Annotated in this window: 15 protein-coding genes; 8 read left to right on the forward strand and 7 right to left on the reverse strand. The window is 71.5% G+C overall.

Annotated features, from left to right (window positions below; translation table 11 throughout):
• Positions 1–52 precede the first annotated feature (52 nt).
• Positions 53–1153, forward strand: coding sequence for a DUF3866 family protein (locus Raf01_RS10635; RefSeq protein ID WP_203917618.1), 1101 nt, complete (start codon positions 53–55; stop codon positions 1151–1153).
• 125 nt (positions 1154–1278) lie between these two features.
• On the opposite strand, the gene Raf01_RS10640 is transcribed toward Raf01_RS10635, so the two are convergent.
• The 5 genes from Raf01_RS10640 to rfbA form a co-directional block, all read right to left on the reverse strand.
• Positions 1279–1473, reverse strand: coding sequence for a hypothetical protein (locus tag Raf01_RS10640; protein WP_203917619.1), 195 nt, complete (start codon positions 1471–1473; stop codon positions 1279–1281).
• A gap of 19 nt (positions 1474–1492) precedes the next feature.
• Positions 1493–2851 (reverse strand): Pup--protein ligase, encoded by a 1359-nt coding sequence (gene pafA, locus Raf01_RS10645; protein ID WP_203917620.1) that lies wholly within the window; start codon positions 2849–2851, stop codon positions 1493–1495.
• Between the two features lie 25 nt (positions 2852–2876).
• Positions 2877–3485, reverse strand: coding sequence for a dTDP-4-dehydrorhamnose 3,5-epimerase family protein (locus Raf01_RS10650; protein WP_203917621.1), 609 nt, complete (start codon positions 3483–3485; stop codon positions 2877–2879).
• On the reverse strand, positions 3482–4195 hold the full coding sequence (locus tag Raf01_RS10655) for a class I SAM-dependent methyltransferase (RefSeq protein WP_239133513.1): 714 nt from the start codon (positions 4193–4195) through the stop codon (positions 3482–3484). The genes Raf01_RS10650 and Raf01_RS10655 overlap by 4 nt, the downstream gene beginning before the upstream one ends.
• A gap of 88 nt (positions 4196–4283) precedes the next feature.
• A complete protein-coding gene (rfbA, locus tag Raf01_RS10660; RefSeq protein WP_203917623.1) occupies positions 4284–5168 on the reverse strand; it encodes a glucose-1-phosphate thymidylyltransferase RfbA in 885 nt (294 codons plus the stop codon).
• A 201-nt stretch (positions 5169–5369) separates the two neighbouring features.
• On the opposite strand from rfbA, the gene Raf01_RS10665 reads away from it, so the two are divergent.
• From Raf01_RS10665 to Raf01_RS10695, 7 genes are all read left to right on the forward strand, one after another.
• Entirely contained in the window at positions 5370–7328 is a 1959-nt protein-coding gene (locus Raf01_RS10665) for a hypothetical protein (RefSeq protein ID WP_203917624.1), read from the forward strand.
• Positions 7329–7432: 104 nt separating this feature from the next.
• Entirely contained in the window at positions 7433–9523 is a 2091-nt protein-coding gene (locus Raf01_RS10670) for a hypothetical protein (RefSeq protein ID WP_203917625.1), read from the forward strand.
• 47 nt (positions 9524–9570) lie between these two features.
• Entirely contained in the window at positions 9571–10602 is a 1032-nt protein-coding gene (rfbB, locus tag Raf01_RS10675; protein ID WP_203917626.1) for a dTDP-glucose 4,6-dehydratase, read from the forward strand.
• Complete coding sequence (rfbD, locus tag Raf01_RS10680) at positions 10602–11498, forward strand: dTDP-4-dehydrorhamnose reductase (RefSeq protein WP_203917627.1); 897 nt, start codon at positions 10602–10604, stop codon at positions 11496–11498. The genes rfbB and rfbD overlap by 1 nt, the downstream gene beginning before the upstream one ends.
• Before the next feature lie 39 nt (positions 11499–11537).
• Complete coding sequence (locus Raf01_RS10685; RefSeq protein WP_203917628.1) at positions 11538–11882, forward strand: DUF2304 domain-containing protein; 345 nt, start codon at positions 11538–11540, stop codon at positions 11880–11882.
• Positions 11879–12580, forward strand: coding sequence for a glycosyltransferase family 2 protein (locus tag Raf01_RS10690; RefSeq protein ID WP_203917629.1), 702 nt, complete (start codon positions 11879–11881; stop codon positions 12578–12580). Before Raf01_RS10685 ends, Raf01_RS10690 begins: the two co-directional genes overlap by 4 nt.
• Positions 12577–13947, forward strand: a complete 1371-nt coding sequence (locus tag Raf01_RS10695; protein ID WP_203917630.1) for a lipopolysaccharide biosynthesis protein — start codon at positions 12577–12579, stop codon at positions 13945–13947. The genes Raf01_RS10690 and Raf01_RS10695 overlap by 4 nt, the downstream gene beginning before the upstream one ends.
• A gap of 65 nt (positions 13948–14012) precedes the next feature.
• Here the strand turns inward: Raf01_RS10695 and Raf01_RS10700 are convergent, their stop codons facing one another.
• Both Raf01_RS10700 and Raf01_RS10705 read right to left on the reverse strand, forming a co-directional pair.
• Positions 14013–16727 (reverse strand): hypothetical protein, encoded by a 2715-nt coding sequence (locus Raf01_RS10700; RefSeq protein ID WP_203917631.1) that lies wholly within the window; start codon positions 16725–16727, stop codon positions 14013–14015.
• A 472-nt stretch (positions 16728–17199) separates the two neighbouring features.
• A partial coding sequence (locus tag Raf01_RS10705) for a hypothetical protein (RefSeq protein WP_203917632.1) occupies positions 17200–17380 on the reverse strand: 181 nt, incomplete at its 5' end.

Below are 17380 nucleotides of genomic sequence, written 5' to 3' on the forward strand. Positions count from 1 at the left end.
GCTCGGTCCGTTCCTGGCGGGAGGAATGGGCGGGTCGCGCTATATTCGCGCGATGATCTGGTGGCGCGGCGGGACGGTCGGCGCGGTACGCCGGCGCTGGCGGGGTGCGGTCGAGCTGGACGTACGGGTCGGCGACCGGGACGTCCGCGCGCTGGCCTACCCGGCGCTGGTGGGCGAACCGGAGCCCGGGGACCGGGTACTGCTCAACGTCGGCGCCCTGGAGATGGGCCTGGGCACCGGCGGGTACGCCCTGGTGGTGGCGCTGCCCGACCGGCTGCCAGCGGACCCACCCGGGTCACTGGACCGCACCTCCGGGCACGCGGTCAAGGCGCGGTACACCCCGCTGCAGCCGATCGTGCTGGCGGTCGAGGAGGAGGCGTCCCCGCACCACGAGGTGGTGGCCGCCGCCACGAGCCTGGACGGCCTGCCGGTGGTCACCGCCGACCTGCACTCGGCGGTACCGGCGATCCTGGCCGGGATCCTCGCCGACCGGCCGGATGCCCGGGTGGCATACCTGATGACCGACGGCGGGGCGCTGCCGGCCTGGTTCTCCCGTACCCTCGACGCCCTGTCCGAGTTGCTGGCCGGCGTGGTGACCGTGGGCCAGGCGTTCGGCGGCGACCTGGAGGCGACCACGCTGCACAGCGGGCTGCTGGCGGCCCGGCACGTCCTGCGCGCCGACGTGGCGGTGGTGGCTCAGGGGCCCGGCAACCTCGGCACCGGTACCGCGTGGGGGTTCTCCGGCGTGGCCACCGGCGAGGCGGTCAACGCCGCCGCGGTGCTCGGCGGTCGCCCGATCGGCTCGCTGCGCATCTCGGAGGCGGATCCCCGGCCGCGCCACGGCGGAGTGTCCCACCACAGCCTCACCGCGTACGGGAAGGTCGCGCTCGCCGCGGCGGACCTGGTCCTGCCGGACGCCCTGCCCGAGCACCTGGCGGCCGGCGTCGAGCGGGCGCTGGCACCGCTGCGCGAGCGGCACCGGGTGGTGACCGTGCCGGTCGCGGGGCTGGACGGGGCACTGCGGGCGCTTCCGGTCAAGCTGTCCACGATGGGCCGGGACCTGGATGCCGACCACACCTACTTCGTGGCCTCGGCGGCGGCCGGCCGGCACGCGGCCGCCCTGCTTCCGGCGCCCGGCGAAACGGCCGGATAGTCACACCGGCCGGAAAGTCGCACGACCGGAAAGTCGCACCGGCCGGGTAATCACGCCCGTCGGGTGGCCGCACCGCCGGACGGGGGGTGCCGGTCGCGCGGAGCGCCGGTCAGACGGGGCGCCGGTCAGGCGAAGATCACCAGCGAGGCCCAGCCGGCGATGATCGCCAGCAGGATCGCGACCATCGCCCAGGTGGGCAGCCAGTACTCGCCGCGGCGGTTGCGCTCGATCTCGGCCACGATGCGGTCGCGGCGCCGCTGCACCGCGCTGCGGCGGGCCTCGGCGCCACGGTAATCGCGCTTCTCGTCCTGCTCCGGCATCACCGGACGAGGGTATCCCCTACATGGAGGCGATCAGCCGCTCGACCCTCTCGTCGTACGCCCGGAACGGGTCCTTGCACAGCACGGTGCGCTGCGCCTGGTCGTTCAGCTTGAGGTGCACCCAGTCGACGGTGAAGTCGCGGCGCTTCTCCTGGGCGTGCTTGATGAACTCGCCCCTCAGCCGGGCCCGGGTGGTCTGCGGCGGCGTCTCCTTGGCCTCGAAGATCTCGATGTCGTTGGCCACCCGGTCGACCTGACCGCGCCGCTCCAGCAGCGCGTAGAGGCCGCGGTTGCGGCGCAGGTCGTGGTAGGCGAGGTCCATCTGGGCGATTCGCGGGTGGGCCAGCGGCAGGTCATGGCGGCGCTGGTAGGACTCCACCAGCTTGAGCTTCGTGATCCAGTCGATCTCGCGGTCGACGTTGCCGTAGTCGCCGGACTCGACCGCGCCGAGCACCCGGCCCCACAGCTCCACGACCCGCTTGGCCACCCCGTCGCCGCCCCGGCGGTCGACGAAGTCGCTGGCCTTGCTGAAGTACTCCTGCTGGATCTCCAGCGCGCTGGCCTCCTTGCCGCTGGCCAGCCGGACCTTGCGGCGCCCGGTGACATCGTGCGAAACCTCCCGGATCGCCCGGATCGGGTTCTCCAGTGTCAGGTCACGCATCACCACGCCGGCTTCGATCATCCGCAGCACGATGTCCGCGCTGCCGACCTTGAGCATCGTGGTGACCTCGTTCATGTTCGAGTCACCCACGATCACGTGCAGCCGGCGGTACCGCTCGGCGTCGGCGTGCGGCTCGTCCCGGGTGTTGATGATCGGCCGGGACCGGGTGGTGGCCGAGGACACCCCTTCCCAGATGTGCTCGGCCCGCTGGGACAGGCAGAACACCGCGCCCCGCGGCGTCTGGAGCACCTTGCCGGCGCCACAGATCAACTGCCGGGTCACCAGGAACGGGATGAGCACGTCGGCCAGCCGGCCGAACTCGCCGTGCCGGGAGACCAGATAGTTCTCGTGGCAGCCGTAGGAGTTGCCGGCGGAGTCGGTGTTGTTCTTGAACAGATAGATCTCGCCAGCGATGCCCTCGTCGTGCAGCCGCTTCTCGGCGTCGACCAGGAGGCCCTCCAGGATCCGTTCGCCGGCCCGGTCATGCATCACCAGATCGGTGACCGAGTCACACTCCGGCGTCGCATATTCCGGGTGCGAGCCCACGTCGAGGTAGAGCCGGGCACCGTTGCGCAGGAAGACGTTGCTGGAACGCCCCCAGGAGACCACCCGCCGGAAGAGGTAGCGTGCCACCTCATCCGGTGACAGCCGCCGCTGGCCACGGTACGTGCAGGTGACTCCGTACTCGGTCTCGAGGCCGAAGATTCGCCTATCCATGAACGAACAGTAGCCGGCTGGAGGCTCAGTTAGTTACTTTGCTACGCAGCGATTCGATGTATCTGACGCAGTTCTCGTAGTCCGGCAGCAATCCGGCCCGCGTGGCCTCCTCCAGACCGGGCGCCGCGCCGTCGCGCGCGGATACCACCGGCGCGTCGGACGGCCAGTCGATCGCCAGCCGCGGGTCCAGCGGATGCACGGCGTGCTCCCGCTCCGGGTTGTAGGTCGTGGAGCACAGGTAGGTCAGGGTGGCGTCCTCCGCGAGGGCGCAGAAGCCGTGACCGAGCCCCTCGGAGAGGTAGACCGCGCGCCGGTCGGCGTCGTCCAGGCGGACCCCCTCCCACTGGCCGAACGTCGGCGACCCGATCCGGACGTCCACCACCACGTCGAGGACCGCGCCGCGCACGCAGGTGACGTACTTCGCCTGCCCGGGCGGTACGTCGGCGAAGTGGATCCCGCGCACCACTCCCGGCGCGGAGACCGACAGGTTCGCCTGCGCGAGTTCGAGCGGGTGCCCCACCTCGGCGGCCAGCTGGTCGAAGCGGTACCACTCCAGGAACAGCCCGCGTGGATCCCCGTGCTGAACGGGCGTGATTTCCCAGGCACCGTCGATGGACAGCGGTCGGAACTTCATGACTTGCGGCTCACCACCACGAACTCGTTGTAGGCAAAGACCCTCCCCGCTACCCGGGGGAACGGGAATGAGTATCGCCGAGCGACGGTCAGGCCCAACTCGCGGGCCAGCGAGGTCGATTCGGTGAAGCCCACGAACCGTACATGCGTCGCGTCGCTAGCATAGCCACGCTCCTGAGGCGTGATGAACACGACCGAGCCTCCGGAACGGACGTACGGCAGGTACCTGCCCACGATGTCCCGCACGCTGTCCTCGGGCAGGTGTTCCAGCACGTGCGCGACCAGCATCGAGTCGAACCGTTCGGGCGTGGAGTATTCGCTTTCCCGGAACGCGTCCGGGGTGAAGGCGGTGAACCCGGCGTCCCGGGCCACCTCGACCGATGTCGGGTTGTGGTCCACCCCCACGCCGTCGCCGCCCAGGTGGCGCAGGTTGCGACCGATACCGCAGCCGACGTCCAGGACGAAACCGAGACGCAGCCTCCGGATGTTCCAGCGGTACGGCGCCTGCGCGTCCAGCATCCGCTTCCAGCGCTGGCCCGCCAGCCGTTGCAGGCGGTGCGCGTAGGCCGCGTCCCGGGTCTGCGCGTTGCGGGTCGCGGCTTCGGCGCCGTACCGCGACGAGCCGTTCCTGGCCTTGTCGCCGCGGTCGAAGTTGGCCTGTGACGCGGGTACCGCGGCCCTCACCGATGGGCGGCGCGGGGCCGGGAGCACACCGGGTATGGGGTCGGATCGGTCAACTAAAGGGGAGTTGGAATCCACATCTGGACAACGAGCGGATCCCGGGATCGGCGCGGCGTCATCACCTGAAATGGCGTCCGCTGGGGGTATCAAGCAGCTTGAGCAGATATGAGCCATATCCGCTTTTCAGCAGCGGCTCGGCGAGGTCGCGCAACTGGTCGTCGGTCAGGAAGCCCTGCGCCCAGGCGGCCTCCTCGATGCAACCGATCTTGAGATCCTGCCGCTGCTCGATCACCCGGACGAACTCGGCCGCCTGGACCAGCGAGTCGAACGTGCCGGTGTCCAGCCAGGCGGTACCCCGGTCGAGGACCGCCACCTTCAGCTGGCCGCGCTGCCGGTACTCCTCGTTGACCGCGGTGATCTCCAGCTCGCCGCGCGCGCTGGGCGTCAGCTTGCCGGCGATGTCGACTACGGCGTTGTCGTAGAAGTAGAGCCCGGGAACCACGTAGTTGGACTTGGGCTTCGCCGGCTTCTCCTCGATCGACAACACCTTGCCGTCGTCGTCGAACTCCACGACGCCGTACTCCCGGGGATTGGCCACCGGGTAGGCGAAGATGCAGCCGCCGGCCACGTCGGCGTTCTCGACCAGCTTCCGGTCCAGGCCCACGCCGTGGAAGATGTTGTCGCCCAAGATGAGGGCGACCGACCCGTCGCCGATGAAGTCCGCCCCGAGCACGAACGCCTGCGCGATGCCGTCCGGCGTCGGCTGCACCGCGTACGACAGCGACAGGCCCCACTGGCTTCCGTCACCGAGCAACCGGCGGAACTGATCCTGGTCCTCGGGAGTCGTGATCACCAGGATCTCGCGGATGCCGGCCATCACCAGTGTGGTCAGCGGGTAATAGATCATGGGCTTGTCGAACACCGGCATGAGCTGCTTGGAGACCGCCCGGGTGATCGGCCAGAGCCGCGAGCCGGTGCCGCCGGCCAGGAGGATGCCACGCACCGGTGGAGCTTAGCCGGGCCTCTCCGCGCTCACCTGGCAGGTCGATGAATCGGATCGGAAAAGATCTTCGACACAACGCTGTGTTATCCGGACGCCACACTCCGTTGCGCGTACGATCCCCCTGACGAAAGCCAATGGCCAGGCGCCGGTACGCATCGAGTCCGGCGGATACGCGAATCCTCTTCGGGCGGTTGATTTCGCATGCCTCAAGCCGTTCTGGAACCGGCCACGCAGCTGCGGCCGCGCTCGCACACGAGCAGGGCGCGACGTGCGCTGGGCCGGCCGGCCGGCCTGATCGTCCTGGCCGCGCTGGTGCCCACCGCCTGCCACCTCCTGCGCGCCGACTGGGTGTTGCCGCCGCTGATCCTGGTCGCGACGGCGAGCCTGCTGCGCGGCGGCCAGACCCTGCTCGACCGGCTCATGTTCGCGCTGATGCTGCTGCTCGGCGCGGCCTGTGCCGGCGGCCTCCTGCTGTCGCTGTGGCCGTGGGGGCTCGCCCCGCCGGCCGTCGGCGGGCTTGCGCTCGCGGTGCTCGTGGTGGTCGGCACGGTACTGGGCCGCCGGCCGAGCCTGCCGCGCCCCCGGCCGGCCGACGCGCTGCCCCTGCTGGCCGGGCTCGGCGGCTTCGCCTACCTGGGAGCGAGCTACCTGCGCGCCGACTTCGCCGGCCGGGTCAACCGGGCCATGGCCGGCGAGGATCTCGGGCGGCACTTCAGCATCTTCGACAGCATCCGGCGGCTGGGCGGGTACCTGTTCCTCGACCCGACCGGGGCCGGAGCGCACGTGTACGACGGCATCATCCGGTACCCGCAGGGCTTCCACTTCATCGCGGCGCTGCTGGACGGCTTCCTGCGCAGCTCGACCGCCCCGGGTACGCCGACCAGCGCCTTCGATCACTTCCTCGGCTTCCACACGGCGGCGTACGGGCTGTTCATGCTGTCCGTGATCTGGGCAGCCGGCTGGGTCGGTGGCCCCCTGGTACGCACCGGTGCCCGACCCCTCGTGCTGTTCGCGTTCCTGACCCCGGTCCTGCTCTACACCGACCTGCTCGCCAACTACGTCTCCGGCTACCCCAGCGAGATCCTCGGGCTGTCGCTGGTCGCCGGCCTCGTCGCGCTGCTGGCACGACCGCTGCCCGGCATCCGGACTCAGCTGCTGCTGGTCGCGGCGGTGCTGGTGGCCATCGGCTTCAGCTACTACCTGTTCCTGCCCGGCGCCGCGCTGGGCACCCTGCTGTGGCTGGTGCACCGGCGGCGGGCGGTGCTCACCCGTCCGGTGTTCACGGCCGCCCTCGCGGTCGTCACCGCGACGCTCGCGCTCGCGCCCGTGGTGCTGGGCATGTTCGTCGGGAAGGCCGCCGACGCGCTGAGCGCCCGGGCCAGCATCCGGGACAGCCGCGACCTGGTCATCGCGCTCACCCTGGCGATCCTCGCCGGCATCCTGTGCCGCCCCGGCGGGCGACCGCGCACCTGGCTGCGCTACGGGCTGGCGGCCGGCGCGATGATGGCGGCGGCCGCCGTGCTCGGCGGGTACCAGGCGATCGTCGACGGCTCCACCGGCTACTACTTCGAGAAGTCGCTGCACGCCGTCGAGGTCACGCTGCTGGTCGGCATCGGGGCGCTGGCGCTGCTGGTACCGCCGCCGGCCCGGCCGGCCTCAGCCACGCCGCGCCGGCACCTGGCCACCGCGCTGCCGGCGGTGCTGCTCGCCGTCTCGCTCGTCGCCGGCCTTGGCGTGGTCCGCGGAGACTCGCCCTTCCGGCCCCGGGTCAACGCGGGGTTCGACAGTTGGGGCCCGGCGTGGACCAAGGGCCGGCTGTCTCCCCGCGGCTCCGGTGCCGCGGTGGCGACCATCCTGCGCGACCACCCGCCCCGCCCGGGCGAGGTCACGCTCGTCTTCGACGCCAACGGCCTGCGCCAGTACGACCTGACGCTGTTCGTCGCCGTGCTGCGGCGCGATGGCACGGCCGGTGTGTTCCGCGCGCTGTACGGCCAGCCCGACAACCTCGTCGACACCAACCGGGCGAGCCTGACCACCATGCTGCTGGACATCCACCAGCCGATCGAGGCGGTGACGATGACCTCCAGGACCGCCGAATTCATCCAGGACATCCGGGTCAAGCATCCGGACCTGGGGTTGCGGCTGGTCGACCTGTCGTGACCGGACTGCGTGTTCCCCGATTCCGGAAGGCCGGTGACCCCGTGCCCCACTGGCAGTGGTCGGTTGACCGCGACACCTCGTCTCCCGGTGCCACCGGTGATTCCGTGGCCGGAGCCCCCGGCGCCGCTGGCGATTCCGTGGCCGGAGCCGGCGCCAGCGGTGAGTCCGTCGCCGGAGCCGGCGCCGCCGGCGATCGTGGTGGCGGTGGCTTCGCCGGCACCGGCCTGCTCGGGACGTTGCGCCCCGCGGCCCCCGGTGCCGACCGGGAGCCGCCCGACCTCCGGCGCCGGCTGTGGTTCGCGCTGGTCACGATCGGCGCCGCCTGGATCTTCGCGCTCGTCGCGCACCTGGCGCACCTCGACGCGGTCACCCTGCTGGTGGTGGTCGTGGCGACCGCGGTGACCCTCCGCAGCCCCGGCTCGCCGCTGGACCGGCTGGTCGTCGCCGTCGCGCTTCTCGCCGGTACCACCTGCGGCGCCGCACTGCTGCTCTCGGTGTGGCCCTGGCACCTGCGGCCGCAGGTACTCGGCGGCTGCGCGCTGACCGGGCTCGCGCTGATCATCGCGGTACGCGGCGAGCTGCCCGCGGTGCGGATCCGGCCCCGGGCCGGCGACCTCGCGGTACTGGCCCCGGCCGGAGTGCTGGCGCTGCCGTTCCTGGCGTCCACGTTCCACGCGAGCCTGCCGGTGCGGCTCGGCAGCGTGCTGCGCGGTGAGGACCTGGCCCGGCACTTCGCCATGTTCGACACCATCCGCCGGGTCGGCGGGTACGTGTTCCTGCATCGCACCGAGGCGTCCGACAGCATCGCCAGCTCCGACCTGGCGTACCCGCAGGGCGCCCACCTGCTCGCCGCCGTACTGGACAACTTCCTGACCTCCTCGGCGACCGTCGGGCGGCCGGTGCCCTCGGTCAGCCACTTCCTCTACTACGACCAGTTGAACTACCTGTTCCTGGCGTTCGCCGTGCTGTGGGCGGCGCACCGGTTGGCGGGACCGGGCGTGCGCCCGCTGGCGTTCGTCCCGATCGGCGGGCTCTGCGTGGCCTACCTGCTGTTCGGCTCCCCGATCACGACGTACACCTACGGCTTCTTCCCGGAGATCACCGGTCTCGGATTCCTGGCCCTGCTGACCGGGGTGCTGGTCCGGCCGTTGCGCTCGGTGCGCGAGCAGGTCGTCGTGGTGACGGCGCTGGTCGTCGCCGTGTCCTACTGCTACTACCTGCTGCTGCCGGTCGTCGTGGTGGGCGTGCTGGGGCACGTCCTGGTGTACCGGCGCCGGCTCCTGCCGGCGTGGCCGTTCGCGGTAGCGGTGGCGGTGGTCGGTGTCGCGGTCTCGGCGGTACCGAGGCTCGAGGCGCACGGCGAGCAGGCGCTGTCCCTTCAGCTGCTACTGCAGGACTTCGGCGTGGTACGGGTGCAGCGCGGCCCCCTGTTGGCGCTTTGCATCCTGGTCGGCGTCGGGGTCGCCGTGACCGGGTCCTGGTGGCGCTCGCCGGCGATCCGGGTCATGGCGGTGACCGGTGCCGGTGCCGTGCTGTTCGCGGCCGGTGTCGGCGGATACGAGGGCGTCCAGGTGGGCCGCACGCTCTACTTCTTCGAGAAGTCCCTGCACACCGTGATCGTGCTGCTGCTGATCGCGAGCGGCGCGGCCGCCGGGCTGGCCCAGCGGGTACTGGACGGGGTGGCCGTCCGGTACCGTGCCGCCCCGCTGGCCTGCGCCGTCGCGCTGGGCCTGGTACCCGTCGCCGGGCTCGGCGGCCTCGACTGGGACCCGCAGCAGCTGGCCGGCGCGGAGTTCCACGATCCGGCGTACGGCACCAGCCCCGGCCGGTTGCTGGTCGGCGGGGCGATCTCGGAGACCGTGCCGGCCCGGACCGCGCTCATCGTCGCGGAGCGGTTCCCCGACCCCGGCGACAAGATCACACTGGTCGCGACCGGCCGGCAGACCGACAACCTGAGCACGTTCTACACCTGGATGATGCAGCGCAACTACGGCCGGGCCTGGCGGCTGTACCCGAGCACGTTCACGGCGCGCACGGCGTACCAGTACCAGGTGCTGGTCCTGACCCACCAGGACCAGCACTTCCGCGTGGTGACGGACAATCCGGTCATCGCGACCAGCCTCGCGTCGCTCGCCATCCTGCGCCCGGACCTGCGGCTCGAGGTCGACGACCTCCGGCAGCTGCACAATTGGTGAGCGTGGTCCGGGTGTCGCCCATCACGGTCCGCTACAATCTCAGCCTCGTGAGAGTCCTCGTCACCGGCGGAGCCGGCTTCATCGGGTCCAACTACGTGCGCGGTGTCCTGTCCGGAAAATACCCGAGCATGGCGGGTGCCCAGGTCACCGTTCTCGACAAGTTGACCTACTCCGGAAACCTGGAGAACCTGGCCGAACACCGGGACGATCCGCGCCTGACGTTCGTCCAGGGCGACATCTGCGACGCGGCGCTGCTGACCGAGCTGCTGCCCGGCCACACCGCCGTGGTGCACTTCGCCGCCGAGTCGCACGTCGACCGCTCGATCCTCGGGGCGGCGCCGTTCGTCACCACCAACGTGCTGGGCACCCAGGTCCTGCTGGACGCCGCGAGGCTGGCCGGGGTGGACCGGTTCGTCCACGTGTCCACCGACGAGGTGTACGGCTCGATCGAGGAGGGTTCCTGGACCGAGTCGTGGCCGCTGGCCCCCAACTCGCCGTACTCGGCGTCCAAGGCCGGCTCGGACCTGCTCGCCCTCGCCGCGTACCGGACCCACGGCCTGGACGTCGTGGTCACCCGCTGCTCCAACAACTACGGGCACTACCAGTTCCCGGAGAAGGTCATCCCGCTGTTCGTCACGAACCTGCTGGACGGCCGGAAGATCCCGCTGTACGGCGACGGCGGCAACATCCGCGACTGGCTGCACGTCGACGACCACTGCCTGGGCATCCAGCTCGCGCTGGAGAAGGGCCGAGGCGGCGAGGTCTACAACATCGGCGGAGGCACCGAGCTGACCAACCGCGAGCTGACCGAGCGGCTGCTGTCCGCGTGCGGCGCGGACTGGAGCAGCGTCGAGCAGGTCACCGACCGCAAGGGACACGACCGCCGATACTCGCTGGACATCAGCAAGATCTCCAATGAGCTGGGATACGCCCCCCAGATCGACTTCGAGTCCGGCCTGGCCGCCACGGTCCGCTTCTACACGGACAACCGGGCCTGGTGGGAGCCGCTGAAGGTGGCGGCGTCGCTGCCCGTCGGGCCGCCCGCGCCGGGCACCGCCCCCGGTGGAAGCGCCGGCTGATGCGGTGGCTGGTCACCGGCGCCAGCGGGATGCTCGCCCGGGACGTGTGCGCGGTTCTCGCCGAGGCCGGCGAGGTCGAGGTGGCCGCGGCGACCCGGGCCGATCTCGACCTGCTCGACCATGAGGCGCTCGCCGCGGCCGTGACCGGCCGAGACGTCGTGATCAACGCGGCGGCGTGGACCGACGTGGACGGCGCGGAGACCGGGGAACAGGCCGCGACGGAGGTCAACGGCGACGCCGTCGCCGACCTGGCCCGGCTGTGCGCGGCCAGCGGCGCGTACCTGTTCCAGCCATCCACCGACTACGTCTTCGCCGGCGACGCGACCAGCCCGTACCGGGAGGAGGCGCCGACCGCGCCGCTCAACGCGTACGGGCGGGGCAAGCTGGTCGGCGAGGAGGCGGTGCTGGCCGAGCTGCCCGAGCGCGGGTACGTGGTCCGGACCGCCTGGCTCTACGCCGCCCACGGCGGCAACTTCGTCGCGACCATGCTCCGGCTCGCGGCGCAGCGTGAGACGCTCGAGGTCGTGGCCGACCAGGAGGGCCAGCCCACCTGGTCGTACGCGCTGGCCACGCAGCTGGTCGCGCTGGCCGGCCGGGCGGTCGCCGGAGACGCCCCGGCGGGGGTCTACCACGGCACCGCCAGCGGGCAGACCACCTGGTACGGGCTGGCCCGCGCGGTCTTCGAGGAGGCCGGTCTCGACCCCGAGCGGGTCCGGCCGACGACAACGGAGAGGTTCCCGCGACCGGCCGCGCGGCCCCGGTACAGTGTGCTCGGACATGACCGGTGGAAGCTGGCAGGTCTTCCCGCACTGCCCGACTGGCGGCACATGCTGTCCACCGCGCTGCCGCACTTCGACCCAGCCCTGATCCGTTCCGCGCAGAGCGCGGCCCTGTGAGGAAGCGGCCCGCGACAGCGGCCACGTGAAAGAGGCATGGTGAAGCTCACGATTCTGACGGCCATCAGCGGTCTGGCCGTTCTGTCGATCATCTTCGAGCTCGTCCGGAGGCGGCAGCTCCGGGAGAAGTACGCGATCCTGTGGGGCCTGGTCGGCATCGTGGTGATCCCACTCGCGATCTTCCCGGGCCTGCTCAACCCGCTGTCCCGCGCGATCGGCGTGGCCAGCGGGGTCAGCCTGGTGCTGTTCCTGGCCGTCGTCTTCCTGCTGGTCGTCTGCATCCACCTGAGCTGGGAGGTCAGCCGGTTGGAGGAGGAGACCCGCACGCTGGCCGAGGACTTGGCGCTGCTGCGCACGGAGATGAGGGAACGGGTCGGGCAATGATCAATGGCAAGCGGGTACTGATCGTCATTCCGGCCTGGAACGAGCAGGCGTCCGTCGCCGACGTCGTCCGCGAGGTACGCGGCGAACTGCCCGGCGTCGGCGTGCTCGTGGTCGACGACGGGTCGAAGGACCGAACCTCCGACATGGCGCGCGACGCCGGGGCGACGGTCGCCCGGCTGCCGTACAACCTCGGGGTCGGCGGCGCGATGCGGCTGGGCTACCGGTACGGGTACGAACACGACTACGACGTGGTCATCCAGGTCGACGCCGACGGGCAGCACGACCCCCGGTACGTGCCGAAGCTGGTCGACGCGCTCGACGACGCCGATTTCGTGATCGGTGCCCGGTTCGCCGGAGAGGGCGACTACACCGTGCACGGCCCGCGCAAGTGGGCGATGACGATGCTGTCCGCGGCCCTGTCCCGGATGAACCACGCGAAACTGTCCGACACCACCTCCGGGTTCCGGGCCGCCAACCGGCGCACGATCGAGCTGTTCGCCTTCTGGTACCCGGTGGAGTATCTCGGCGACACGATCGAGGTGCTGGTCCGGCTGGTGCGCAACGGATACCGGCTCGCCCAGGTACCGGTGACCATGCGCCAGCGCCAGGCCGGTACGCCGAGCCACTCCCCCGTCAAGTCCACGGTCTACCTGGCCCGGGCCGCGCTCATCTTCGCCCTGTCGATGGTCCGCAAGTGAGGCGGCTGCTCGGGCTGCTGCCCCCGGGTACGGTCGCCGTGGGCAGCGGCCTCGCCGTGCTCGGACTCGCCTCGTACGTGCACATCTCGATCGCCAGCCACACCCTGGGCGGCCACAGCAAGGGCTACGGCGCGTTCGCCGTGCTCTGGGCGATCGTGTTCACCATCGGACTGGGCCTGTTCTTCCCGATCGAGCAGGAAGTCACCCGGATCGTCGCGGCGCGGCGGGTGAACGGGGACGGCAACGCGGCCGCGTTCCGCCGGGGAGCGATGCTGTCCCTGGTCCTGTTCCTGGTCGTGTGCGTCCTGCTGGCCGTGTTCGCCCCGCTGATCGCCGACAAGCTGTTCGACGGCGAGCGTGACCTGGTGCCGGTGATGGCCGGCGGCTTCGCCGGGCTGGCGCTGGCGTACCCGACCCGGGGCGTGCTCGCCGGCACCGGCCGGTTCGGCGCGTACGGCGCCCAGCTCGGCATCGATGGCGGCCTGCGGATCGTCCTGGCCGCGGTGTTGGGCGTGCTGGGCGTCAGATCCCCCGTCATGTTCGGGCTCATCCTCCTGGTCGCGCCGGTCATCTCGGTCGTCGCCACGGCCGGCCCGGTCCGCGCCGCGCTGACCCCGGGCAGCCCGCTGTCCTGGCGGACGTTCGGCCGGCGGGTGGCGCCGCTGATGGCCTCGACCCTGCTCGCCCAGGTGGTCGTGAACATCGCGGTGATCAACGCCAAGCTGCTCGCGCCGCACGCGGACGCCCTGACCGGCGCGCTGCTGTCCGCCCTGACGCTGGTGCGCATCCCGCTGTTCGTGTTCGGCTCGTTGCAGGCGTCGCTGCTGCCCGGGCTGTCCAGCGCGGCGGCCAGCGACGACCGGACCGGATTCCGGAAGCTGCTGCTGCGCGCGTGCGGGATCGTGCTCACCCTCGGTGTCGCGGGCGGCGTACCGGCGATCGTGTTCGGGCCGTGGCTGCTGCGCCTGTTGTTCGCGACCAGCGGCGTGCTGGGCGACGGCGACTTCGCGGTACTCGCCGTGGGCACCGCCGCGTACCTGCTCGCCCAGGTGCTCGGTCAGGCGGCCATGGCGCTCGGCCACCACCGCGACCAGACGCTGGCCTGGCTCGGCGGTACGGTCGCGCTGGCCGCGGTCACCGCGCTGCCGATGGACGTGAAGCTGAGGGTCGAGTGGGCGTACACGGTCGGCTCGATCGTGGTGGCGCTGATCCTGGTCGGTACCGTGATCCACCGGACGAACCGGCAGTCCGCCGCGGACCGGGCGGCGCACGTCACCGGCCGGCCGGCGGGGGCCGCGGGGCCCGATCCGGGCACCGGCCCCGGTGCCAGCCTGGCGACCGCCGAACCGCTGGCGCCGGGCCGCTGACGCGAAGTCGCTGACACCGGGCCGCTGACACCAGGCCGCCGTTGGCGGGCCGGTTCCGGCGGCGGTCAGACGCTGACCCGGGCGGTGCGCATCTTCTTCCGCGGTACCCGGTGGCCGCCGGGCGACCGGACCAGCTCACGCTCCTGCGTGGGCGCCTCCGGAGGCCGCCCGGCGAAGCCGACCACCAGGTCGGCGGCGACCAGCACCATCGGCGGAAACGCCAGCGTCAGGTAGAACAGGTGGTCGGCCCGGTTGTTGAACACCACCAGCACCAGGCCGGCCGCGAACGCACCGGCGGCCAGGCACGTCCACTCCTCCCCGCGGCGTACCAGCACGGCGACCAGCGCCAGCACGGCGCACGCCAGGAAGACCCGGTCGCCGGTGATCTGGGTCAGCTCGGGCCGTGCCAGGTGGCGGATCACCCGGCCCAGCCACTCGGTGCTGTTCCAGAACCAGGAGTGCGGGTACTGCGCGTGGCGCCGCGACACCCACAGGTCGGCCAGGACGCTGCCCACGCCCAGCGCGAGGGAGATCAGGCCGTACGGCAGCCACAGCGAACCCCGGCCCCGCAACGCGGCCGCCACGCAGGCCACCAGGACGCCGACGACGAGGATGATGCTGCGGTACTGGACCGCCAGCGCCACGGCGAGCAGGACGGCGAATCCGGCCAGCGGTGCGGCTCGCCACAGTCGACGGCTCCACTTCCCGGACCGCACCGGGGCGTGGTCACCCCGGTGGTGGCCGTCCGGCTGTGCCGTGCCGGTCAGCGGCACGGCCCCGGTCAGCGGTGCCGCGCCGCTCAGTTGCCGTGTCGAGCGCTCGCCCTGACGCCGGCCCGGCTGCGGCCACAGTCCCCCGGGCAGCATCGCCAGGCAGCCGATGATGGCCAGCAGTGCGAGCGAGAACCGCGACGAGCTGATGCTCGCCGAGGCCACCGGGGCGGACAGCACGAGCGCGATCCCCGCGATCCCGCCGGCGACTCTCCCGCTGCGCCGGGCGACGAGCACAACGATGGCCGGTACCGCGACCGTGAACCCGGCCAGCGCGAGGATCTTGTACCCGTGCTGGTGCGGCGAGCGGGCGATCATCACGTACACGACCAGCAGGTACATGGCGGCCAGCAGCGCCCAGCCGGCGACCGGCAACCCGGGTACCCGGGCGAGGAGGACCCGCCAGCGCGACGTCGCGATCCGCTGCCGCCAGGGCGAACAGGTGACCCGCTGCCGCCAACGGGTCCGGTAGCGGCCGGCCGGCCGCTGCGGTTCGGGCACCGGCTCGGCGGACTGCGCTTCGCGGAACGCCACATCCCGGGTCACCGCATCCCGTGCCGGGCCGTCCCCCACCGCGCCGTCCCCTGCCACGCCGTCCCCTACCGCGCCGTCCTGTGTCGCGCCGTCCCCTCCGGCCCCGTCCCGTGCCGCGGCCTCCCGTGCGGCGGCTTCACGCCGGGCCTCCCGCAGGGTGTCCCGCTGCGCCTCCCTCGCCGCGGCGGCGCCGGCGGCACTCTGGGCGACGTCCTCGGGAGCCGTACCGGTCTCCGGCAGCGTCGTGCCCTCCGGCACCGCCTCCGTCGACCAGTGCGGTCGGGTACCGGGCGACGATGTCAGGTCGGCGATCAGTGCCAGGACGCACAGCACCATCAACGGTACGACCGGGACGAAGTACCGGAAGTAGGTCGGATCGACGATCAGCACGGCCAGCGCCAGCGTGGACGCCGACATGCCGATCATCATGCTGCTCAGCTCGCTGCGGAACCGCCAGAACGCGGAGACCACGGCGAACACCACGATGACGATGAGCAGCAGGTCGAACGCCCGCACGTACCGGTAGTCGACGTGCAGCATGTTGCGCAGCACCCGGGGTACCGCGGCGAACCCGTCGGTGTGGAACGCCCGCTCGGTCACCCGCTGGTACCGCTGGGTGAGGCTCAGCGAGTCGCCGCTGTAGAGATGGGAGGCCACGACGTTCTGCGCGGCCAGCGTGCCCGCGGTCAGCACGGAGGACACCACGGCGAACGACAGCCACGGGTTGCGCGCGCGGCGGTCGCGGATGGCTACCAGCACCCAGGTGAGCAGGATCCCGGCCGTGATCGTCACCGCGAACTGGCGGGTGAACAGCCCCAGTTCCAGCAGGATCGCGAACCAGACCAGGTCGCGCCGGCGAGCGCGCCGGGCCAGCGGAAGGCACAGCAAGCCGGCAACGGTGAACATCAGCGCGGTGGCATCGGTCAGCGCGTACAGGCCGAACCGTGACGGCAGCGGCGGAAGCAGGATCAACGCGCCGGCGGCGACGCCCCACCACCGGCCCAACAGCCGGGCGGCGAGGATGGCCAGCAGCGCGACCCCGACCGCGTACGACACCACCGGCACGACCAGCATGCCGTTCGGCCCGAACAGCCAGACGAACGGTGCCGACAGCAGCGGGTACAGGACTCTGGGGCCGACGACCGCCCCGTTGTCGCCGTGGAAGAACGAATGCTCGTACCCGGCCGGCCAGCAGAAGTCACAGGTGATCAGCCCGGACCTGCCGCGCAGGTGGGCCGCCGTACGGTGCGCCGCTTCGGTCTCCGAGTACCCGAGGTACCGGTACGCCCAGGCGAGGTACAGCCGTGAGTCGCTGATCCACAGCGTCTTGGTCAGGTACGTGCTGACCTGCGAGACGAGGAACGCGCCGGCGAGCAGTGCCCAGCCGGCGGGCGGGATCACGGTCCATGGTGCCCGGATCCGCGCGGCGACCGATCGTAGGCGCGGAAACCCGCCCGCCCGAGGGGGGTTGTCCATCCGATCGGCGGTCGCAGATTGATCAACCATTGCTGAAAGACCCTGAATCGTCGTTGAGGCGATCCGGTCTTACCCAGCAACGCGAGCGAGAATCGCATTGTGGCGCAGTTGGCGACCAGTCTGGCTCGGCGCGTGTGGCGCCGTGCCACGACCCGGACCGATCGTCGGGCGGGTTTCGCCGGGCGCGCGAGCAGGCGCAGGGAGGTGTGCGACGACCGCCTCACCCGGTCCGGGCGAGGCTCACCCGGGCATGACCGGCCGAGGCGTGCGGACCGGACGCGTGCGCCGCACCGCAGTGGTGAGTCGAGCCTGGATGGCTTGGTCGCGCAGTAAATCGTCGGTCGCGTCGTTGACGTTCGGCCGCGCCGCAATTCGCCGATTGCCGCGTTTGACCGGTCGGCCGCAGCACAATCGGTCCGTCTCACGTTTGACGGTCGGCCGTGCCGTGATTAGTCGGTCGCGTCATTCACGGTCAGCCGCGCCACAATTCGCCGGTCACGCGTTTTGACGGTCGGTCGCGACACAATTCGTTCCATCGCACGCTTGACGGCCGGCCGCGCCGTAACTCGTCGCTCGCACCGTTGGCCGTCAACCGCACCGCAATTTGCCGGCCGTGTGGTTGATGGCCCGCCGCGCCGCAATCCGTCCGACGC

It is taken from the genome of Rugosimonospora africana (assembly GCF_016862975.1).
Lineage (GTDB): Bacteria > Actinomycetota > Actinomycetes > Mycobacteriales > Micromonosporaceae > Rugosimonospora > Rugosimonospora africana.